The sequence below is a fragment of the Pedobacter sp. AK013 genome (genome assembly GCF_014205835.1).
Lineage (GTDB): Bacteria > Bacteroidota > Bacteroidia > Sphingobacteriales > Sphingobacteriaceae > Pedobacter.
This window is the reverse complement of the sequence record NZ_JACHCQ010000006.1, coordinates 101,216-122,697: the sequence shown is the minus strand read 5'-3', so window position 1 is coordinate 122,697 and position 21,482 is coordinate 101,216. Positions and strand designations below refer to the sequence as shown.

The 21,482-nt window shown below is 35.6% G+C and carries 18 protein-coding genes; 9 read left to right on the top strand and 9 right to left on the bottom strand.

Annotation, left to right across the window (positions count from 1 at the left end):
- Positions 1 to 8 precede the first annotated feature (8 nt).
- The 4 genes from HDC90_RS06300 to HDC90_RS06290 form a co-directional block, all read right to left on the bottom strand.
- A complete protein-coding gene (locus HDC90_RS06300; RefSeq protein ID WP_184464979.1) occupies positions 9 to 908 on the bottom strand; it encodes an EamA family transporter in 900 nt (299 codons plus the stop codon).
- A 2-nt stretch (positions 909 to 910) separates the two neighbouring features.
- Positions 911 to 1,291 carry a RidA family protein gene (locus tag HDC90_RS06295; protein ID WP_184464977.1) on the bottom strand — a complete coding sequence of 127 codons (381 nt, stop codon included), beginning with the start codon at positions 1,289 to 1,291 and terminating at the stop codon, positions 911 to 913.
- An 11-nt stretch (positions 1,292 to 1,302) separates the two neighbouring features.
- On the bottom strand, positions 1,303 to 1,440 hold the full coding sequence (locus HDC90_RS25690) for a DUF6728 family protein (RefSeq protein ID WP_317039670.1): 138 nt from the start codon (positions 1,438 to 1,440) through the stop codon (positions 1,303 to 1,305).
- A 97-nt stretch (positions 1,441 to 1,537) separates the two neighbouring features.
- On the bottom strand, positions 1,538 to 2,884 hold the full coding sequence (locus HDC90_RS06290; RefSeq protein WP_184464975.1) for an OmpA family protein: 1,347 nt from the start codon (positions 2,882 to 2,884) through the stop codon (positions 1,538 to 1,540).
- Positions 2,885 to 3,055: 171 nt separating this feature from the next.
- On the opposite strand from HDC90_RS06290, the gene HDC90_RS06285 reads away from it, so the two are divergent.
- The gene (locus HDC90_RS06285; RefSeq protein WP_184464973.1) at positions 3,056 to 4,345 is read left to right on the top strand and encodes an aminopeptidase P family protein; all 1,290 of its coding nucleotides are present in this window, start codon (positions 3,056 to 3,058) and stop codon (positions 4,343 to 4,345) included.
- 36 nt (positions 4,346 to 4,381) lie between these two features.
- On the opposite strand, the gene meaB is transcribed toward HDC90_RS06285, so the two are convergent.
- Positions 4,382 to 5,278, bottom strand: a complete 897-nt coding sequence (gene meaB, locus HDC90_RS06280; protein ID WP_184464971.1) for a methylmalonyl Co-A mutase-associated GTPase MeaB — start codon at positions 5,276 to 5,278, stop codon at positions 4,382 to 4,384.
- A gap of 56 nt (positions 5,279 to 5,334) precedes the next feature.
- On the opposite strand from meaB, the gene HDC90_RS06275 reads away from it, so the two are divergent.
- From HDC90_RS06275 to HDC90_RS06255, 5 genes are all read left to right on the top strand, one after another.
- Positions 5,335 to 6,210: a glycosyltransferase family 2 protein gene (locus HDC90_RS06275; RefSeq protein WP_184464969.1), complete on the top strand. Its 876-nt coding sequence runs from the start codon at positions 5,335 to 5,337 to the stop codon at positions 6,208 to 6,210.
- Between the two features lie 48 nt (positions 6,211 to 6,258).
- On the top strand, positions 6,259 to 7,326 hold the full coding sequence (locus tag HDC90_RS06270) for a glycosyltransferase family 1 protein (protein ID WP_184464967.1): 1,068 nt from the start codon (positions 6,259 to 6,261) through the stop codon (positions 7,324 to 7,326).
- A 251-nt stretch (positions 7,327 to 7,577) separates the two neighbouring features.
- A complete protein-coding gene (locus tag HDC90_RS06265; protein WP_184464965.1) occupies positions 7,578 to 9,395 on the top strand; it encodes an ABC transporter ATP-binding protein in 1,818 nt (605 codons plus the stop codon).
- Positions 9,396 to 9,402: 7 nt separating this feature from the next.
- Positions 9,403 to 10,566, top strand: coding sequence for a glycosyltransferase (locus HDC90_RS06260; RefSeq protein ID WP_184464962.1), 1,164 nt, complete (start codon positions 9,403 to 9,405; stop codon positions 10,564 to 10,566).
- Positions 10,563 to 11,513 (top strand): hypothetical protein, encoded by a 951-nt coding sequence (locus HDC90_RS06255; RefSeq protein WP_184464959.1) that lies wholly within the window; start codon positions 10,563 to 10,565, stop codon positions 11,511 to 11,513. Before HDC90_RS06260 ends, HDC90_RS06255 begins: the two co-directional genes overlap by 4 nt.
- A gap of 9 nt (positions 11,514 to 11,522) precedes the next feature.
- Here the strand turns inward: HDC90_RS06255 and HDC90_RS06250 are convergent, their stop codons facing one another.
- Positions 11,523 to 12,656: a glycosyltransferase family 4 protein gene (locus HDC90_RS06250; protein ID WP_184464957.1), complete on the bottom strand. Its 1,134-nt coding sequence runs from the start codon at positions 12,654 to 12,656 to the stop codon at positions 11,523 to 11,525.
- A gap of 209 nt (positions 12,657 to 12,865) precedes the next feature.
- Between HDC90_RS06250 and HDC90_RS06245 the strand changes: the two genes are divergently transcribed.
- Positions 12,866 to 13,720, top strand: coding sequence for an alpha-1,2-fucosyltransferase (locus tag HDC90_RS06245; RefSeq protein ID WP_184464955.1), 855 nt, complete (start codon positions 12,866 to 12,868; stop codon positions 13,718 to 13,720).
- On the top strand, positions 13,717 to 14,724 hold the full coding sequence (locus HDC90_RS06240; protein WP_184464953.1) for a glycosyltransferase: 1,008 nt from the start codon (positions 13,717 to 13,719) through the stop codon (positions 14,722 to 14,724). The genes HDC90_RS06245 and HDC90_RS06240 overlap by 4 nt, the downstream gene beginning before the upstream one ends.
- Here the strand turns inward: HDC90_RS06240 and HDC90_RS06235 are convergent.
- A complete protein-coding gene (locus HDC90_RS06235) occupies positions 14,721 to 15,812 on the bottom strand; it encodes an acyltransferase (RefSeq protein ID WP_255497511.1) in 1,092 nt (363 codons plus the stop codon). The two genes, HDC90_RS06240 and HDC90_RS06235, sit on opposite strands and share 4 nt — an antisense overlap.
- 226 nt (positions 15,813 to 16,038) lie before the next feature.
- On the opposite strand from HDC90_RS06235, the gene HDC90_RS25685 reads away from it, so the two are divergent.
- Positions 16,039 to 16,782 carry a DUF268 domain-containing protein gene (locus tag HDC90_RS25685; RefSeq protein ID WP_184464949.1) on the top strand — a complete coding sequence of 248 codons (744 nt, stop codon included), beginning with the start codon at positions 16,039 to 16,041 and terminating at the stop codon, positions 16,780 to 16,782.
- A gap of 294 nt (positions 16,783 to 17,076) precedes the next feature.
- On the opposite strand, the gene infB is transcribed toward HDC90_RS25685, so the two are convergent.
- Together infB and nusA are read right to left on the bottom strand one after the other, a co-directional pair.
- A complete protein-coding gene (infB, locus tag HDC90_RS06225) occupies positions 17,077 to 20,175 on the bottom strand; it encodes a translation initiation factor IF-2 (RefSeq protein WP_184464946.1) in 3,099 nt (1,032 codons plus the stop codon).
- Positions 20,176 to 20,237: 62 nt separating this feature from the next.
- A complete protein-coding gene (gene nusA, locus HDC90_RS06220) occupies positions 20,238 to 21,482 on the bottom strand; it encodes a transcription termination factor NusA (RefSeq protein WP_167296166.1) in 1,245 nt (414 codons plus the stop codon).

Genomic DNA, 21,482 nt, shown 5'->3' with positions numbered 1-21,482 from the left:
ATATTTTACTATTTCTTGTAAACAACACTCTTTAGCAATTGTGCATTAAAAATAACGATCGATAGCAGCAAAAGCAAATAAGCAAAAAGTTGGTGCAGATCTATTTTCTCCTTAAAGTAGAAAAATGCAACGGTAAAAGCAACTATAGGGTTAAGATAAATCAAAATACCCAAGGCCGATGAAGGCATGCCTAATAATGCATACGAATTTAAAAAGAGTGGAATAATGGTAAATACAATTGCAATCAAAAATATATGCAACCAAAAGAAAATTTCAGTAGGAAAAGGTGCAGCGTTAAAAAAATACAAAGGCAGCATCATTAATCCCGATAAAATTAACTGAACACCTAAAAAATTAAACTTATCTACATCTTTAATCACTTTTAGCACAATAACGTATATAGCATAGAAAGAGGCGATGATAATAGCCCACATCACTTCGTGTAAAGAGCCTGTTGCCAATAAAATGATGCTTACAAATGCAATAATCAGGGCAATAACTTTAGCCTTGGTTAATTGCTCTTTTAAAATGATAAATCCGCAGAGTGCAGTTAACAGCGGGCACACCATATAGGCAAAGGCTGCTGCCTTTAAACTCACGCTATTTACAGCATAAATGTAGGTGAACCAGTTTCCCGTAATCAGAAATGATGATACTATGGTAAGCAGCAATAGTCTGAATTTCTTGCGGGTACTTAACGATTTTAAGAAATTCAAATCATTTTTTAATGCTTCTTTTCTGAACAAAAGAATGGTTGCCCAAACTAGGATTATGGAAACAAATATCCTGTAGTATAAAATTTCGTGGGGCGGAAAACCTTTTATGTTACGCAAAGGTATAGACATTGTTCCCCAGATGATGTAAGGAACAATACCTGATATAAAATATTTGCTTTTGCTTTCTGTCAAAATTAGCCTAAAATGGCAATTACTGAGATCTCTACATTAACATTTTTAGGTAGTACCGAAACCTGAACCGTTTCGCGAGCTGGGAAATCAGCAGTAAAGTATTGTCCATAAACTTCGTTTACCTGAGCAAAGGTGCCCATATCGCTTAAGAAGATAGTAGACTTTACTACGTTATCGAATGTTAAACCTGCTTCAAGCAAAACGGCCTTAAGGTTGCGCATTACCTGGTGTGTTTCTTCTTCAATATTACCAATATTTAATTCTCCGCTTTCTGGATTAATGGCCACCTGGCCTGATACGAATAAAAAGTTCCCAGCTTGTACAGCTTGGCTATATGGTCCAATTGGGGCTGGAGCATTGGTTGTTTTAATAATTTTTTTCATAACAATTTGGGTTATTTAGCAAGCCATTGGATAAGCTTGTAGATGATACCTGCCAGAAAAATTAGGATGGCCAATGCATTAATAAAATGCATAATTCTGAGGTTGATGTTATTGGGCCTGTTGGGATCCTTTTTTCTAAAGAAATACATAATACAAACTTAGCTAAAAAGCTTAATACAGAAAATTAAAAGGCATAAAAAAAGTCCCGATTTGCATCGGGACTTTCTTAATTTTTATATTGAAATACTAGTTTCTAGCAGTTTCAACACGACGGTTTTGGATACGACCTTCTTCAGTATCGTTAGAAGCAATTGGATTAGCTTCGCCATAACCTTTAGTAGCAACTTGACTAGCGTTAACGCCAGAGTTTACTAAGTAAGTTTTAACAGAGTTAGCTCTGTCTTTAGATAATTTCAAGTTATATGCAGCAGTACCTTCGCTTGAAGCGTAACCGTTTACAGTTACTTTACCACCGTTTTCACGTAACACTGAAGATAATTTATCTAAAGTAGGGTAAGACTCAGTTTTTAAAACTGAAGAGTTGAAATCGAAACCGATTTTTTCGAAACCTGTTACAGTGCTTGGAGCAGTAGTAGGAGCCTCAACTTTTGGAAGAGGACAACCTGAACCATCAACAGCAGTACCAGCAGGAGTTCCTGGGCATTTATCGAATTGATCAGCAACACCGTCACCATCACTATCTTTTTTCAAATCTTCAACAGATTTCTCAACAGCAGAAACACGGTTTTTCAATGCTTCAACTTCTTGACGTAAAGTTGGATCTTTTAACTCATCGTACATAGTAGCTAATGGGTTAGTCCACTCTAAAGTTGGTTTAGCAGAAGAACCTAAAGAGAATTCTAAACCAGCATAACCGTAAGAGAATTTATCTTTAGTTTGACCTTTTGCATAAACTCCGTCTAAGTTATCAGCATCAACAAAGTTCATAGTGTAACCTAAGTTAAAGTTAACACGCTCAGAAACTTTGAATTTAACACCAGCACCAACCGGAATGTAGAAACCTTTTACATAATCTTTAGCATCATGTCTGTCATCAGCAGGACCTATAGCTTTACCTTTCCAGTCTATTTGAGAACCATTAGCTAAAGTAATTTTAGGAGCATAAGCCATATAACCACCACCAGCAGTTACGAAGAAACCTACTGAGTTTTCACGACGTAAGAAATCGATAGAACCAACGTTAACAACACCACGTAAATCTACAGCATATTGTAATTGAGTTTCGAAATCTTTTACAGCTGGGTTAGAAATACCTTCGTTATTACCTGAAAGTTTACCACGAGTTCCGTTTAATTCTAAACCGAATGAGTGACCTAATTGTTTACGGATGTTTAAACCGTAACCTAAGTTAGCATCCCATTTATTGAAATCGTTTGAACCACCGATAGCCACAACTGGCATTAAAACACCACCATGTACACCGATAGACCAAGTTCTGTACTGTCCTCTACCGCCAAATACCTTGACAGCAGAAGTGGTTGCAGGTGCATCTTGAGCGACAGCAAGAGAAGCAACTCCTGTTAATGCCACTAAAGAAAGCGCAACACTTTTCTTTAAAGTAGAATAATTCATAATCTTTTTCTTTTTTAAGGGTTAAACAATTTAATTGATTAATTTTTTAGTAATCGCAAAATTAAACAAAATTTTAAATTTTCAAACTTTTATACAAACTCCGTTCCAAACTTCACAGTAATTAATCATTTTATTACATTTGGCCATTACCCTTATAAAAATACCATTTTCATGAAATATCCTACCATCAATCAGTCATTATTTATTTTAAATAGAAATAATTTAACTAAACATCTAAAAAACAACTCATTAGCCATATTCAATTCAAGTGATGAATTCCCTAGAAGTGGCGATCAGAACTTCGTTTTTAAGCAAAATCCTGATTTATTTTATTTATCTGGAATTGATCAAGAACAAACAATTTTATTATTATTTCCTGATTGTCCTAATCCATTGTACAGAGAAGTCCTGTTTTTAAGACAGACTAATGATTATATTAAAGTTTGGGAGGGATATAAGTATACAAAGGAGCAAGCTAAAGAGGCTTCGGGGATTCAAGCCGTATACTGGTTAGAGGATTTTGATAACATTTTGCATAGCATTGTGAACTATGCTGATCATATTTATTTAAATACAAATGAAAATGATAGGTATGCCCACGAAGTTCCTTATCGTGATATCCGGTTTATTGAGAAAATGAGAGCAAAATATCCATTGCATCATTATGAACGCTCGGCACCAATTATGCGAAATTTACGTGCAATTAAATCAGATCTTGAGGTCGAACTAACAAAAAAGGCGTCGGCAATAACCCGTGATGCTTTTATTAGGGTATTAAAATTTACCAAGCCTGGTGTTAAAGAATATGAGATTGAAGCAGAGATTATACACGAATTTATCCGTCAAGGTGCAACAGGCCATGCCTACACGCCTATTATTGCTTCCGGCCATAATGCAAACATTCTACACTACAACGATAATAATCAGGTATGTAAAGATGGGGATGTAATACTTTTCGATTTTGGCGCAGAATATGCCAATTATAATGCAGATATGAGCCGTTCCATTCCTGTTAATGGCCGATTTACAAAAAGGCAAAAGGATGTATATAATGCGGTACTCCACGTAATGAAAGCATCAATTAAATTAATTGGCGAAGGAACCATATGGAATACCTACCACGAACAAGTTGGCGAAATTATGACTGAACAACTGATTAATCTTGGGCTCATTTCTACAGCAGATGTAAAGAACCAAACCGCAGCATGGCCAGCCTATAAAAAATATTTTATGCATGGCAATTCGCATCACTTGGGTATAGATGTACATGACTTTGCAGGAAGATATACGCCATTTGCTAACGGAAACATTCTTACGGTTGAACCAGGCATCTATATTCCAGAAGAGGGTTTAGGTATCCGTTTAGAAAATAATATCCTTATCACTGCAAAGGGAAATATAGATCTAATGGCCGATATACCGCTAGAAGCTGAAGAAATTGAGGAGATTATGAATAGTTAGTTTGTTTGCGGTTAACTGGTTTCAACAATTTAGAGATTAACCATTGCCAAACTCATCTGCAAACCGATAAATATTAAAATCACCTTGCTTTAAGGCTGCCTGAACTTTTTCTAGCAGCCCTTTTTTATCTACAATCCTCATTTTCTCATGTTGAATAAGTCGCCAGGCTTTCTCTGCAAGTAGAAAAGCTTTTCTGTTATGATCAGAAGCAAGTGGTTTGATTATCCATACACATAGTTCATCAATCCCTGTATTTTTATCGCCCACTGTTTTTAATATTGGGATAGTCTTTGTTCCCTGATGAACAATTTTCTTTAAATTATTGGCAAAAACATCGGCACCTTCCCTATCTGCCTTGTTGATAACAAAACAATCAGCAATCTCCATCAAACCAGATTTGATATTTTGTACCTCATCTCCAGATTCAGGGACCAAAACAACAACAGTTTTGTCAGCCAGTCCTGCAATTTCTACTTCCGATTGCCCAACACCAACGGTTTCTACAATAATCAGATCAAAATTAGCTGCTTTTAAAACGTCAACCATCTCAATCGTTTTTGCCGAAATACCACCCAAAGCACCGCGTGTAGCCAATGACCGGATAAAAACATTTGGATTATTAAACTGACCAGCCATGCGGATTCGATCGCCCAATAACGAACCAAAATTAAAAGGAGAAGTTGGATCAATCGCCAATATAGCGATGCGCTTTCCTTTAGAGGTAAAATAATTGGTTATGGCATTTACCAAAGTACTTTTACCTGCTCCAGGCGGTCCGGTAATACCTAAAACTGGCGCATTAACCCCACTATCTAAATCTCTTAAAATCGAATCGGCTGGCTTAATATCATTTTCAACAAGTGTTAATGTTCTAGCCAAAACCTTATAATTGCCCGCCTTTACTTCGCTTAAAATGGATAGATGCGTATTCATCAATAAAACTATCTTTGTACAAATTAACAAAAATTATTAGCTACAAGTGCCCCATAATGAAAGTTACTGGTTTTACATTTTTAAGAAATGCGATTGTTAACGACTACCCTGCAAAAGAAGCGATACTTTCTGTGCTTCCATTGTGCGACGATTTTATTGTCGCGTTGGGGAACTCTACAGATGAAACTTCTGAAATGGTTAAAGGCATCGATCCTAAAATCAGAACAATTGATACCGTTTGGGATGACAACATAAGGGAAGGGGGGCGTGTTTTTGCTGACGAAACCAATAAGGCCCTTGCTCAAATACCATCTGATACAGATTGGATGATCTACATTCAAGGTGATGAAGCCATCCATGAAGATTATCTTCCCTTGATCAAAAAAGAAATGGAACAGGAGCTTAACAATTCGAATGTGGAGGCCCTCTTGTTAAAATATAAACATTTTTACGCTTCTTACGATTATCTTGCCGAATCGAGGCGCTGGTACAGAAGAGAAGTTAGAATTATCAAAAACCTGCCGGGTGTACACTCTTACCGCGATGCACAAGGCTTTAGGATTAATGATAGAAAACTCAGGGTTAAATTAATTGATGCGTACATTTATCATTACGGTTGGGTAAAACCACCAAAAGGATTGCAGGGCAAAGTGCGGAATTTTAACCAATTTTATCAAACAGAAGAGTGGATTGAAGAAAATTACCCCATCCAGGAAACATACGATATGCACAATGCCGATCGTTTGGTTCATTTTAAAGGTAGCCACCCAAAAGTAATGCAAACAAGAATTACAGCCGCAAACTGGAAATTTGAGAAAGATTTAACCAAGGAAACGCCAAAAATGAATTTTCGAAGGAGAATTTTGCAAAAAATTGAAGATTTAACCGGATTACGTTTGTTTGAATACCGGAATTATAAAATCGTAAAATAAGCTTCAATTTAAATCTGCCTATATTTGTACCATTAAATTACATTATTAATGAAAAAGCCCAATGTCTTAGTAACCTTCGATTCGATGAAAGATGCCAATTGTGGTTATTTTTCTTTCGGAAAAGGGCTGGGCGATGCATTGATCCAGGAAAACAAAGGGAAATTTAAGCTCAAATTTTATCTTTTTAAACACACTCAATATCTTTTTAATGGTTTGGTTGATATCATTTATCTATCCAGGTTAGACAGGCTATTCTTTAAGGGAAAAAATGACTTTGATGTTGTTCATCTCTCTGATCAAACGTGCAGACTAAGGCCAAGCAGAGTAAATGCAAAAAAAATAATGACTGTTCACGACATGAACAAAGTGCATTTAAAATTTAGCAAGCCGCACAGAATCCAGGTTTATTTAAAAAAACTCGGTAGGCTGATATCACAATGCGATAAAATTGTATGCATATCGCAGTTTGTTGCGAATGATGTTGTAAACTACTTCCCTGAGGCTAAAGAAAAAGTTAGTGTTATTTATAATGGTGCAGATAAGTTGATTGCAGATGAAAAACATAACCCCAGCTTTGTTCCACCAAAGCCTTTCTTATTTACTATAGGATTATTATCGGTACAGAAAGGATTTCACCTACTTCCCGCTTTACTAAAAGGGAATGATTTTCATCTCGTTATTTCGGGTAGGGAAACTCCACATAAACAAAGGATTTTAGAAGAAGCAGAAAAATATAACTGTTTAGATAGGGTGCATATTACAGGTCCAATTTCTGACGAAGATAAAACATGGTATTACAAAAATTGCGATGCTTTTTTATTCCCATCTGTTGCCGAAGGCTTCGGCCTGCCGATTATTGAAGCCATGCATTTTGGAAAACCTGCATTTCTATCAAAATTTACGTCATTGCCCGAGGTTGGCGGCGATGTAGCTTATTACTTTGATAATTTTGAACCTGACCACATGCAGGAGGTATTTAATAAAGGAATGAGTGATTTTGTTCAGAATAATCGTTATTGTGAAGCAATTGCCCAGGCAGAAAAGTTTTCATGGGAAATAGCCGCCAACCAGTATTTGAATTTATATCAGGAATGTTTGAATAACGGAGAAAAATAGCGTTTCTTCTTTGTTACTTTTTATATTATTTCAGAATAACAAAATTCATCAGTCCAATGAATATCAATTTGTCTCCATTGATGCATCATTCATTATAATGCATACTCCTTTTAAAATTAGATGATTGTAATTTTAATTAGGTAAAGCGCTGAGGCCTTATTCATATATCTGAAAAACCGTACATTTGCCTGAACTTTATTTTAATTTTTTACGGCTAGGGATTCCCTAAGTTCCGTTATATACCATACTTAATGAAAACTTATTTTCGTTTATTATCATTTGCGAAGCCGATTGAAAAATTTGCAATACCTTATCTGATTACGACATTATTTGCGATTTTTTTTAATACATTCCTTTTTACATTACTCGGCCCGCTTATGCAGGCGCTTTTTTTAGGGAAATGTGATCCGGCTAAAGTTGCAGAACAGAAAAGTAGCTGGGATTTACTAGGCCGCTTTAATGAATATATCAATGGAATTATTGCAGATGATAAAATTCTGGCGCTAAAAGTAATCTGCATAATAATTGTTGGAACCGTATTTCTTGCCAACTTTTTCCGTTATTTTTCGCAGCGTTTTATGGAAGATTTACGTGTGCATACCCTATTAAACATACGTAAAACCGTTTTTAACAATGTAATGAATTTACATGTTGGCTACTTTAATAACGAGCGTAAAGGCGATATTATCTCAAAAGTAGCATCCGATGTGCAGGTTGTTCAGTTTACCGTAACAAACACCTTGCAGGTTGTATTTAAAGAACCTTTACAATTGCTGTTCTTTATCGGCGTGTTGATTTCTATCTCTGCCAAACTAACCTTATTTTCATTATTAGTTATTCCTGTTTCTGGTTTTATCATCAGTAAAATCGTAAAAAGACTAAAACAACAAGCGACTCAGTCACATGAATCTTTTGCAAAAATGATTGGTTTTTTAGATGAATCGCTAAGTGGCATAAAAATTATTAAAGCTTTTAACGCTACTGAACGGGCAAAGGAGAGATTTGATTCTGAAAACAAGTTTTACTCATTTTTAAACAGGAAAATGGCCAGAAGGCAGCAATTAGCCTCTCCGGTATCGCAAACTTTAGGCGTTTTAGTTGTTGTATTTATCCTTTTGTATGGTGGTACGTTAATATTAAGTGGAAAAGGAGATTTGGAAGCTGCAGAATTTGTAGTTTATTTAGCTACCTTTTCTCAGGTACTACAGCCTGTAAAAGCACTAGCTGACTCTTTTAGTGGCATTCACTCGGGTATTGCAGCTGGCGAACGCGTACTAGACTTAATTGATACTGAACCGGCACTTAAAAATAAGACTGGCGCTGAAGTACTGGCTGATTTCAATAATGCATTAATTTTAAAAGATGTTTCATTCTCATACGGAGATAAACAGGTTTTAAAAAACATCAGCATTGATATTGAAAAAGGAAAAACTGTAGCTTTGGTTGGTCCTTCAGGAGGAGGTAAAAGTACTTTAATGGATTTGCTACCACGTTTTCATGATCCAAAATCAGGGAGTATTAAAATAGACGGTCACGATTATAGAGATCTTACTGTAGAAAGTATCCGCTCACAAATGGGAATCGTTAACCAGGAATCTTTTCTATTTAACGACAGCATTTTTAATAACATCGCCTTTGCTAAATCTGATGCTACTGAGGAAGAAGTGATTGCAGCAGCAAAAATTGCCAATGCACACGATTTTATTTTGAATACGGAAAATGGTTATCAAACCAATGTGGGCGATAGGGGCAATAAATTATCTGGCGGACAGAAACAACGGGTTTGTATTGCCCGTGCAGTTTTAGCCAACCCTCCAATTATGCTTTTAGATGAAGCCACATCAGCACTGGATACAGAATCTGAAAAATTGGTACAGGAAGCTTTAAATAATTTAATGAAAAACCGTACTTCAATTGTTATAGCACATCGCTTAAGCACCATACAGCATGCTGATAAAATTGTGGTGATTGATAAAGGTGAAGTTGTAGAAAGTGGAAGCCATAACGAATTAATGAATAAAAATGGTTTATATAGACGTTTAATCGACATGCAGGCCTTTAACGACTAAATATCGGATGAAAAAAGTATTATTCTTTATGCCCGATAACCCGCTTAAAAAAAATGCGGGGAACAGAACCAGGGCTTTAAGCATGTTGGGCTACTTTAAATCAAGAAATTTTGAAATTGATTTTGTAAGTGAATACTACACCGGACGCTGGAATGAAGCAGATATTAAAGCGTTTGAACAAGCTAACCTTACTGATAATACCTACGTAATTAAAAAAAAACCTGCAAAAAAAAATATCCTCTATTACCTGCTTTTTTATAAGCTGCCAAATTTTTTCTATTCAAATAAGGCTTGGTTTTTTCCACTTCAATTCCCAGAGTTGGTTACTTTAAGGTTTAAGCGGGCTTTCAAAAAAATCTTAGAAAAAAACGACTACGATTATATCTTTATTAACTATGCCAGCTGGGCTACTTTGGTAGAGCACAATCCTTTTACAAAAAAAGCAGTAACAGTAATCGATACGCATGATTTTATAACAGCTCAACTTCAAAGAAAGGTTAATATCGGGCAGTCTTTTAAAGAAGAAATCAGAAGAATTTCCTTATTTGATATTGCTTTGGCTATTTCTGTTGAGGAACAGTATGTATTTAGCCAGTTCTGTAAAAATAAGGTTGTGTTAGCTCCAATGATGCTGGATAAACCTAAAAATGTTGGTACTATTGAAGAAAAATCGTTCGATTTGATATATGTTGCGAGTGATAATATCCATAATCAAAAATCGGCCAATTGGTTTTTTAATGAAGTGTATCCTTTGTTACCAACCAATGTGCAGATATGTGTTATTGGGCAGATCAACGAGCATCTTTCTATCAAAGCATCCAATATTACCTCGGTAAACTTTGTTGAAGATCTATCAACTTATTACCTTGATGCTAAAGTTGCATTATGCCCCATGCTAACGGGTACCGGCACTAAAATAAAAGTAGTAGAAGCACTATCTTATGGTATGCCGGTTGTTTGCAATACCAGAGGAATAGATGGATTGATTGACAAAAACAACAATGGTTGTTTAGTGAGTGATGATGCGGTTGAGTTTAAGAATAACATTATGGAACTGTTAACAGATGCAGCTGCATATCAAAAACAGGCAGAAAATGCGTTGGCGACATTTAACATCAGTTACGAGAAGGAAATTTGCTATAAAAATCTTGATAAAATATTTCAGAAATGACCCTATTTTTTACTGTAGTCACTACAAATTATCTGCCTTTCGCCGTATCATTATTAGATTCAGCTAAACATTTTCATCCGGAATTTGAGTTTTACATCTGCCTTGCAGATTACCTAACCAATGAAGAAATTGCATCAAATGATCTGATGCAAAAATATCCAATTATTCAACTTCATGAACTGGGAGTTGAGGAGTTCGACTTCATTACTCATAATTACAATCCAATGCAGTTAGCAAACTGCTCAAAAGTATTATTTGCAAAATATTTTCTTGATCAGAAACAAATCGATCAGGTTATTTTTTGCGATTCAGACACTTACTTTTTTGGGAAACTGCCATCCAGTACAATTAATGAAGGAGAGATTGTTCTCAGTCCACATTTTACACATCCACCAAGTGTTGATATGAAACGCCAGGAACTGGAAGTATTAAACGCGGGATTGTATAATGGTGGTTTTTTTAAATTGAAAAAATCTTCTGAAACCGACCGTTATATTTCTTGGTTAAGGGAACGATCGGTTAAAGAGTGTATATATGATTTTAAAAGAGGTTTTTATGGCGAACAATTGTGGTTAAACCTCGTTCCCTTGTATTTTAAAAATGTAGCTATAGAAAATAATGTAGGCATAAATGTTGCCTACTGGAATCTGCACGAGCGAAATATCTCATGGCATGATGGAACATTTTTCGTTAATGATAATGTACCGCTTTGTTTCTTTCATTATAGCGGATGGGATTATAACAATCCATCAGAAATTTCTAAATGGGCCCTGTTTACATCTAAAATGCGCCCAGACATTAAACCTTTACTACTAAAATATCATGTGGCGCTTCAAGCCAACGAATACGAACACTATACTAACAGGATCAACTATTATACAAGTAAAAACAACTTAAATAAAAAATCTTTTTTTAGCACCTTAAAAAATAAGTATTTTAAACGCTAAATGCTTTAATTAAGCAGTCTTTGAATCGTATTTATAAGTCATTTCATCCAAAATACCTTCTAAAATTGCAACTTGCTTTTTTACTTCGTAGCTAAGTGCCTGTTTCTTAATTTCTTCTTTATTGAAAGCTAAAAAATCATTTTCAATCTCTTTCATTGCATTAGCTAAATCCTCAATTCTCCACGAATTAACAACTCTACCAGTATGCGGCTGTACAAATTCACTAATCCCACCCGAGTTAAATCCTACAATTGGTTTGCCTAACGTAGCTGCCTCTAGCATTACCAATGGGAAAGAATCTTCTCTTGATAGCAGCAAGAAGGCATCGGCTGAGTTAAGATAATTATAATATTCCTCCCTTTGAACACCTAAGAATTTAACCCTATCAGGGAAATTAGTTTGCAAAGCTTTCTCCGCATAGTAATATAAGCCAGTATGTTCATCTCCTCCAATCCATATAAACTTAAAATTTTGAGGAACTACTTTAAGCAAAGCAACTAAAAAATCAATCCCTTTTATTAAAGATGTTTTTCCTGAAATTGCCCATACAAAGTCATCGCTACTAAAGCCAGTAGCTATTTTTACCTCTGGAGCTAATTTTGTATAAGTTATTTTATCAGTATCAACAAAACCATATAATAGTTTCACGTCCGTTCTCCCCATATCCCTTATCTTATTACATACAGCTTCAGAACAGCCAATAAGAATTGATGAATAGTCGATAATTCTTTTTAAATCATTATAGGTAATGAAATTATACGCAATTGTTAATTCGTGTACATGAGTTATAATTTTAACCCCTAATTTTTGTGCTATTTCATAAACCTCAGGAATTATAATGGTATTAACATACCAAAAATCAACTTGATTCTTTTTATGAATTTGTTTTAACTGATATTCTAGTGGATTAACCTTAAAAGCTTTTAAAATTACTCTAAATGCCTTGTGAAATAAATTTTTACTCTTTTTGTATGGTAAAAAATATTTAATGTCTGTGGGTAAAACATCAATAAACTCTCCCCTTTCTTTACAGAATATTAAAGGGGTAAACTTATTTTTATTCAGATGATTTAAGGAATACCACAAAAGCATTTCTGAACCTCCTCTACCTAAATTTTGTGTTATAAATAATATTCTTTTCATCAAAAAATAATCAATTGAATAAAAATAAATCAACTAATCTGTATAGTTCTACTCAAGACGCAAAATAAAGAATAAATAATTTAAAAAATTTTATTTCGCCTTATTTAGGTTATTTTATTTCGCTTTCGTGGTATCTTCGCAACTTAATAAATTCATAGTTCGGATTAAAAAATGGCAATTTTATTCAAAAACACAACTAATACTTATTAATGAAAATTGTAAAATTATTGGGTGGTTTAGGTAATCAAATGTTTCAATATGCTTTCTACAGATCGTTACAAAATAATGGTCTAAAAGTTTATGCAGATTTATCTGATTTTGAAGAATATCCGCTACATAATGGCTACGAACTGGAAAGGATTTTTAATCTAAACCTGAAAACTCCTAGCGAATTTATTTTGAACCTGTTCATACCCAATCAATCAAAATGGATCTTTAGAAAACTGAAAAGAATTTTAAATTTAAAAAACACCTACAGGGCAGAGGAAAATGAATTTACGTTCGATGCATCTTTTTTAAACAATGCCAATAATTATTATTCGGGGTATTGGCAAAATGAAGGTTATTTTCTGAATATAGCAGACAAAATAAGATATGATTTCAAATTTCCAGAAATTAAGGGAGTAGAAAATCAAACTGTAATGCAACAGATTATAAATAATGAAAGTGTAGCAATCCATGTAAGAAGAGGAGATTATTTAAAAGATCCTTTACTCGGTAATATTTGCAATTTAGATTATTATGAACAGGCAATATTGAGCATAAACTCAAAAATTAAAAATGTCCAATTCTTTGTCTTTTCGGATGATATAACTTGGTGCAAACAAAATCTAAAATTAGAAAATGCCACCTATATCGATTGGAATAAAAAAAACAATAGCTATATCGATATGCAGTTAATGAGCAACTGCAAACATAATATTATTGCAAATAGCAGTTTTAGTTGGTGGGGAGCATGGTTAAATAATAATACCGCTAAGATGGTTATTGCGCCAAAAAAATGGGCAAACAACCGCTCTGTTGATGATACTGACATTTGTCCACAAAACTGGATTAAGCTATGAAAAAACCTAAAATAACGGCTTTTATGGCTGCGTACAATGTTTCAGACTACATAGCAGAATCGATATCAAGCGTTTTAAATCAAACATTTAAAGATTTCGAATTTATTATTATCGACGATGGATCAACAGATGATACGGCTTTAGTTGTTAAAAAATTTAACGATAGCCGGATCCACTTTATTCAAAATGACGGCAATAAAGGAATACCTTTTACAAGAAACAGGTTACTGGATTTAGCCCAAGGTGAATACATTGCCATTTTAGATAGTGACGACATTGCCTATCCCGACAGGTTTCAGTTACAGTTGAATTTTTTTTCTTCACATCCAGAAGCTGCATTGTGCGGAGGGCATGGCAAAATCATTAATAAAAATGGGATCGAGACTGATAAAAAAATAATTGTACCAACCGATGATTTGGTAAATATGCGCATGTTATTTGGCAATCCTTTCATAAATTCGAGTACAATGTTTAAAACTGAAATTTTTCGAGAACTTAATGGCTATAGAAATTTTGCATTAGCAGAAGATTTTGACCTTTTTATAAGGATTTCTCAAAAATATAAAGTAGCAAATATTGACACATTTTTGGTTAAGTATAGAATACACGGCGAAAATATAACCATAAAAAGATCGAAAGATCAAGAAAAGCATGAATTGGACATCCTTGAAAACATGCAGGAAAACTTAGGTATTTCGTTTAACAGAAACACCTTAAACCTGCATAAAGAGTTATTTACGAATAATTTAAGTGATATCCACTTCCCCGCATATTTTGAACTATTGGTAGCGATGAAAACTGCAAATATGAAATCTAAAAGATTCGATGTAGCTAAAATGAACCAATTTTTATTTAATAAATGGTATGAAATATTATTATCAAAAAGATCAAACATTAAGGCGTTAAGCTGGTATTTCAAAAAAGAACTATACTGTTGGGAGTATTCTACTTTCAAACAGTTCCGAAAAATGTTTAAAAGCAGTTTTAGAGGATTGATCAATTAATTCCCTACCATCCACTTCATTTTTGTTTTGCCGATAGCTTTAGTCAAGAAAAAACTTACGCTATAAACAACTAAAAATCTAAACAACAGTATTCCGATATTTTGCCACACGCTAAACTCAAGAAAGTTCAACTTTAAGGGTTGAAAAATTAAGGGGAGCCCTCTGCCAATGATGACCACATGGATCAGGTAGATACCGAATGTGGTTTCCCGAGGTCGTAAATTTCGCTGGAGCCAGTTTAAACTACCTACTTTTAACAATAATGCAAACATTACTAAAGAGTATATAATATTACTTAAGCGTAAGGTATTGTATGCATCTTCTATACCAATGCTATTAAGATATGTAGATTCTCCAACGGCAATACAAAAGGTAACAACTGCTAAAAGTATTATTTTAAACCACGAAGTAGCCTTAATTATCGCCATTACCTTATCATAGTACTCATTAAAATAAACACCCAGCCATAAATAAAATACAAATCCAAAAATTGCGGTAGTATGGGTTGTGGCAATCCAGCCTTGATAAATGTTTACGCTATAAAACAGCGAAAATAACGCCAGAACCAAACCGAACCAAAGGTTATATAAATATTTTTTAAATAGCAATAAAATGGTAATACAGATTAGAAAATTAAGAATGAACCAATACGGGCTAATGAGTACAAGCTGTGTAAAGGTTTCATAGAGATATAGGAAAAAATTACTCCCTACCAGGCCCATAGCGCTTCCTCTGCTGTGCGCAATGAAACGATCCAAAATCCCTAACATAATTAAAATAAATATCCAAAATAACCATGGCCCGATGGTTTTCTTAAATCTGTTTTTCAAATATTGAAAAGGTGTATATTCATCAAACTTATGGTTAATTAAAAAACCACCAATTAGAAAAAAAGCTATTGTACTAAATTTAAAAGATTGTATAACACAGCTTTCAATAATGTTTTCGAACTGCCTGCTATACTGGTCTGGAGGAACAACCCCGCAATGCTCAATAACAATACCAATCATAGATATGCATCTAATTGAATCGACAAAAGAAAAATTCTTAGTTTTAGGTTTTGTTACTTTTATTGGCTCGGCGTTCATTGAGTTCTTTTAAATAGTTTGCGAATATCCACAAAAAATGATCTTATATAAAAAATCGATCGTGTTTTAACATCTGTGTATAAAGAATATTACGCGTATATTAAATCATTATCAAACCGGCAAGATCACGAAAACATGCTATAATTTTAAAGAAACTAATTCGGCGCTGTTAAAAGATTCCGTTAAATAATTATCTTATCTTAGTTACTCTAATAATTAAACTTTTGTGATTAAAAAAATAAGAAAAATATTTTCGCGGGAAAATTCCAATATTATAAAATTCAAAACAGAATTTAAGCAACTGCTTGATCTGGAAAAGCGTTCAACAAAACGTTTCTCTTTGGAGGAAGAAAATCTTTATCCATGTTTATCAGATAGTACAGCACAGACAGGCTTTGATAGGCACTATGTTTATCATCCTGCCTGGGCAACAAGAATCATCATAAACAATGCACCTGCCAAGCATATAGATATCTCGTCTACGCTGCATTTCTGTTCTACACTCTCGGCAATTTTACCTGTTGAATTTTACGATTACCGGCCGGCAAAATTAGAGTTACCAAATTTGAAATCGTTGCCTGGCGATCTTATGAATTTACCTTTTGAATCTAATTCGATCGAATCCCTATCATGCATGCATACTGTAGAACATGTAGGCTTAGGCAGATATGGAGATCCAGTGGATTATGATGGCGATATAAAAGCAATAAATGAATTAAAAAGGGTACTTGCTCCTAAAGGAACGTTATTATTTGTAGTGCCTCTTGGATTTAAAGATACAATCTGTTTTAATGCCCATCGAATTTATTCAAAGGATCAAGTTTTGAAATTATTTTCAGATCTGGTGCTTAAAGAATTTACCTTAATACCGGAAGACGAAGCAGATGGTGGACTAGTAGTTAATCCATCAGATGAATTACTTAAAAAACAATTTTACGGGTGCGGGTGCTTTTGGTTTACGAAAGAATAAAACACCGCAATGAGGAGAAAGTGCGTAAGCAAAGTCTTTTTTTATTGCTCTTCACCGAAATCTACTTCATTACCATTCGCGTGAGCTAAAAATGCAAACGACCAGTATCATACAACTGCCTTAACCTAAAGTAAACATAATTCTCGAGCAATTCACCTTTATCTGCTCTATTGTTTAACTTCAAACTTTTAAATGCCCCCAAATATTATCGGATAATTTTAAGATGAACAGAATAGTATTAACAAAAAAGTGGCCTTTGAGGGGCCACTTTTTATTCTATGTTTAAGAAATCTATTACAATTTTCTAGCTACTTCTACTTGTTCGTAAGCTTCTACGATATCGCCAACTTCGATGTTGTTAAAGTTTTGGATGTTTAAACCACACTCGTAACCTTTCGATACCTCTTTCACATCATCTTTAAAGCGTTTTAATGAGGCCAGTTCACCTGTGTATACTACAACACCATCTCTAACGATACGGATCTTGCTGTTACGGGTAATCTTACCGTCTAATACCATACAACCTGCAATGGTACCCACTTTAGTGATTTTGAAAGTCTCACGAATCTCAACGTTAGCCACAATTTTCTCTTCAAATTCTGGATCCAACATACCTTCCATTGCCGATTTAATCTCGTTGATTGCATCGTAAATGATAGAATATAAACGGATATCAATCTGCTCAGCTTCTGCTAGTTTACGTGCACCTGTTGATGGACGAACCTGGAAACCAATAATAATCGCATCTGAAGCCGAAGCTAGCAATACATCAGACTCTGAAATCTGACCAACACCTTTACTGATGATATTGATCTGGATCTGCTCAGTTGATAGTTTCAACAATGAATCGGCTAATGCCTCAATTGAACCATCCACATCACCTTTAACAATGATATTAAGCTCTTTAAAGTTACCGATAGCTAAACGACGACCGATCTCATCCAATGTAATGTGTTTCTGTGTACGTAATCCCTGCTCGCGTTGTAACTGCATCCGTTTGTTTGCAATATCACGTGCTTCGGTTTCACTTTCTAAAGCATTAAATCGGTCACCTGCTGTAGGTGCACCTTGCATACCCAAAACCTGTACCGGTTGTGATGGGCCTGCTGATTCTACTTTAGCACCACGCTCATTGGTTAATGCTTTTACACGCCCGCTATAACTACCTGCTAAGATTGGATCTCCAACTCTTAATGTACCTGCCTGAACCAATACTGTAGTTACAATACCACGTCCTTTATCTAATGCCGACTCAATTACAGTACCTGTAGCTCTCTTATTCGGATTTGCTTTCAGTTCTAATAATTCAGCTTCTAATAATACTTTATCTAAAAGTAAATCAACATTTAAACCGCTTTTGCTTGAGATTTCCTGTGATTGATATTTACCACCCCAATCTTCAACCAGGATGTTCATTACTGATAATTGCTCGCGTACTTTATCTGCATTTGCACCTGGTTTATCTACTTTAGTGAAAGCAAATACCAATGGTACTCCTGCTGCCTGCGCGTGATTAATCGCCTCTTTTGTTTGAGGCATCACTGCATCATCCGCAGCAATAACAATAATGGCAATATCTGCCGCCTTAGCACCACGTGCACGCATCGCAGTAAAGGCTTCGTGACCTGGTGTATCTAAGAAAGTTACTTTTTTACCAGAAGGAGTAGTTACCATATAAGCACCAATGTGCTGGGTAATACCACCCGCCTCGCCAGCTACCACATTCGCTTTACGGATATAATCCAACAATGAGGTTTTACCATGATCTACGTGACCCATGATGGTAACAACCGGAGCTCTTTCGATTAAATCTTCTTCGTTATCTTCTTCCTCAATTACATTATCTTCTTCTTCATCTGGTTTAACGAATTGAATTTCGTAGCCAAACTCATCAGCAACAATGGTTAAGGTTTCAGCATCTAAACGTTGATTAATAGAAACGAACATACCAAGGCTCATACAAGTACCAATAATTTTGGTAACCGGTACATCCATCATGCTCGCTAACTCATTAGCCGTAACAAATTCTGTTACTTTTAATATTTTCGATTGCGATTCAAGCTCATTTGCGGCCTCTTCTGCGTTTGATGCTACATCATCACGTTTCTGACGACGTAATTTAGCACGCTGTGCAAATTTACCCGATTTACCCGCCCCACTTAAACGGGCAAGTGTTGCTTTGATCTGATCTTGAATTTCTTTCTCAGTAGGCTCTTCTTTAGGTCCGCTTGGTGTAGCATTTCTATTTTGGAAACCTGGTCTGTTATTGTTGTTATTCCTATTTCCTTGATAAGGAGTTCCGCCCTGTCCGGCTGGTCTGTTACCTTGGTATGGTGTACCACCAGCTGGTCTGTTACCTTGATAAGGTTGACGAGGTTGTCCTGGTGCACCACCTTGGCCCTGACCTTGACCTGCAGGATTATTCTGTCCTTGCTGGCCTTGACCACCATGTTGGCCTGGTTGACCAGGAGCTCCAGGCGTTTTTTTGCGTTTACGCTTACGTTTAGCCGCTTCACTATCGCTAGATGATGCTACTGGACCGTTTCTTCTATCCGGAGTTGTTGGTAAAACAATTTTACCAATAATATTCGGACCGGTTAATTTAACGGTACGCGCTTTAATAACCTCAGGTTCGTTATTTACCGGTTTTTCTTCAGTTGGTTTTTCTTCCACTTTAGGTTGTTCAACTGGTTTTACTGGCTCAGTTGCTTTAACCACTGGTGTTTCTGCAACTGGTGCAGGCGCAGCAGGTGTTTCTTCCTTTTTAACCTCAACCGGTTTTTCTTCCACTTTAGGTTGTTCAACTGGTTTTACAGGTTCAGTTGCTTTAACCACTGGTGTTTCTGCAACTGGTGCTGGTGCAGCAGGTGTTTCTTCTTTCTTAGCCGGGCGTGTTTTCGAGTTAAGATCATTTAAATCGATCTTCCCTACAATTTTAACTCCTGGTAGTCCGGTCTCTTCAACCTTATCTTCTGCCTTAGTTTCTTTTACTGGCTCTACTGCTGCCGCAGGTGCTGGTGTTGGCGTCTCTGCCTTGGGTGTTTCTACAACCTTTGGTTTCTCTACCGGAGGGGTAAATGATTGAGCATTTTTAATTAAAATCTCTTCATTTTTCTCAAAATCGGTATTTTTCTTCGGCGCTTCTACTGGCTTTTCAGTCTCAGGCTCGTCACGACGTATTTTACCAATCACTATTTGTTTGGCTTCTTCTCTTACGATCTTATCTCCCTGATACTCTTTTAATAAGGCATTATACATGTCTCCCGTAAGTTTAAACATAGGGCTCTTCTCGGCAGAGAATCCCTTTTTGTTTAAAAACTCAACGGCCGTACCCATGCCTATATTAAGTTCTTTAATAGCTTTAATTAAAATGATTGGTTTGTCGTCTGACATTTAGCTCCTGTTATTGTTTTTTATTTAATACAAAAGTAGTGTTTATTTGGCAATTACACCACTTATTCAAATTCTGACTTCAAAATTTGAACCACTTCTTTAATGGTTTCCTCTTCAAGGTCGGTGCGTTTTACCAAATCTTCCACTGTAAGTGCTAATACACTTTTAGCAGTATCGCAACCGATAGCCTTTAATTCATCGATGATCCAGCTATCAATCTCATCTGAGAATTCTTCTAAATCAACGTCCTCATCGCTTTCTTCTCCTGCTTCACGGTATACATCAATTTCGTAACCGGTTAATTTACCAGCCAGTTTAATATTGTGTCCGCCACGTCCAATTGCCAATGAAACCTGATCTGGTTTTAAGTAAACCGATGCATGTTTGGTTTCATCATCCAATTTAATGGAAGTGATTTTTGCCGGGCTCAAAGCACGGGTAATGTATAATGAAATATTATTAGTGAAGTTAATCACATCAATATTTTCGTTTTTCAACTCGCGAACGATACCGTGGATACGTGATCCCTTCATACCCACGCAGGCTCCAACCGGATCGATGCGGTCATCGTACGATTCAACGGCAACTTTAGCACGTTCTCCTGGTTCGCGAACAATTTTCTTAACGGTAATTAAACCGTCGAAAATCTCCGGAACTTCCTGTTCGAACAGGCGCTGCAAAAATTCTGGTGCTGTTCTCGAAATAATAATTTTCGGGTTGGCATTGATCATTTCTACTTTAGAGATTACCGCTCTCACAGAATCTCCTTTTTTGAAATAATCAGCAGGAATCTGCTCTGTTTTAGGCATTAAAAGTTCGTTACCTTCATCATCTAAAACCAAAGTTTCTTTCTTCCAAACCTGATAAACCTCACCTGTTACAATTTCGCCTACCCTGTCTTTATATTTTTTGAAGATTTCGTCTTTCTCTAACTCCAATACTTTAGATACCAAAGTCTGGCGGGCAGCTAAAATTGCCCTACGGCCAAAACTTTCTAAGGTAATCTGTTCAACATAATCATCGCCAACTTCTAAAGTATTATCCAATTTAGAAACTTCAGCAAGCTCGATCTCTAAATCATCATCCTCAGAAAAACCATCCTCCATTACTTTTCTCGTTCTCCAGATCTCCAAATCTCCGTTATCCGGATTCACGATCACGTCACAGTTTTCGTCTGTTCCGTATTTTTTACGCAACATGCTACGAAAAACTTCTTCCAGCACACTGATCACCGTTGGGCGATCTATATTTTTGAAATCTTTAAACTCTTGAAAAGAGTCGATCAAATTAATTGTTGTAGTACTCAT